We start from the raw sequence: 1,099 nt of genomic DNA, 5'->3' as shown, positions 1-1,099 counted from the left end.
CTCAAGGACGACCAGGACATCGGCGTCCGCGCGCCCCAGCCGACCGTCGACACGCTCACCCAGCTGATCGAGCACGTCGACCGCACCCACGTCCGTGTGCGGTTCACCGTCGAGGGGGCCCGTCGCGACCTGCCCGCCGACGCGGATCTGGCCGCGTACCGCATAGTTCAGGAAGCCCTCACCAACACGGTCAAGCACGCCGGCGCCTCCACGGCGGAGGTACGGCTGAGTTGGACCGGCGACGAACTGGAGATCACGGTGACCGACGACGGCAGGGGCGACGAAGCCAATCCCGCGGGTTGGCGGCGCGGCGGCGACGGCCTGATCGGCATTCGCGAACGCGCGCTCGCCTGTGGCGGAACGGCCGAGGCCGGTCCGCTGCCCGCAGGCGGGTTCCGCGTACGCGCGCGTCTGCCCTACACCTCGGCCGCGGCGGTGGCCTCGTGATCAAGGTGGTGGTGGCCGACGATCAGGAACTGGTCCGCAGCGGCTTCGCGATGATTCTGGACGCGCAGCCCGACATCGAGGTGGTGGGCGAGGCGGGAGACGGCGCCGCCGCCGTCGCCGCCGTCCGTGAACACGCTGCCGACGTGGTCCTTCTCGACATCCGCATGCCCGGTCTGGACGGCATAGAGGCCGCGAAGATCGTGTGCGCCGAGACCTCGGCCCGCGCGATCATGCTGACCACGTTCGACCGGGACGACTACGTCTACGACGCCCTCTATGCCGGGGCAAGCGGCTTCCTGCTCAAGGACGTTCGGCGTGACGACCTCGTACACGCGGTCCGGGTGGTCGCGGCCGGGGAGTCGTTGCTGGCTCCCACCGTCACCCGCCGCCTCATTTCCGACATCACCCGCAACCGCCCGCGTGCCGGCACCACCGCCTCCGCGCGCCTGGCCGTCCTGACCGGCCGCGAACGCGAGACCCTGCGCCTGCTCGGCCGCGGCCTGTCGAACGCGGAGATCGCCGCCGCGATGGTGGTCAGCGAGCACACCGTCAAGACACACGTGAGCAACGTGCTGTCCAAGCTCGGCCTCCGCGACCGGACCCAGGCCGTCATCGCCGCGTACGAGACCCGCCTGATCGAACCCTCCTGACC

Annotated in this window: 2 protein-coding genes; both read left to right on the top strand. The window is 70.9% G+C overall.

Going from position 1 to position 1,099, the window contains the following annotated elements; genetic code table 11:
• Nucleotides 1-447 (top strand): sensor histidine kinase (locus tag ACZ4FV_RS52450; protein ID WP_465328573.1); only part of this gene is annotated, 447 nt, incomplete at its 5' end.
• Complete coding sequence (locus tag ACZ4FV_RS52445) at nucleotides 444-1,097, top strand: response regulator (RefSeq protein ID WP_465328571.1); 654 nt, start codon at nucleotides 444-446, stop codon at nucleotides 1,095-1,097. The genes ACZ4FV_RS52450 and ACZ4FV_RS52445, both read left to right, overlap by 4 nt.
• Nucleotides 1,098-1,099 lie beyond the last annotated feature (2 nt).

It is taken from the genome of Embleya sp. NPDC025285 (genome assembly GCF_055558835.1).
The sequence above is the reverse complement of the archived record's forward strand: the minus strand, read 5'-3'. Positions and strand labels throughout refer to the sequence as shown.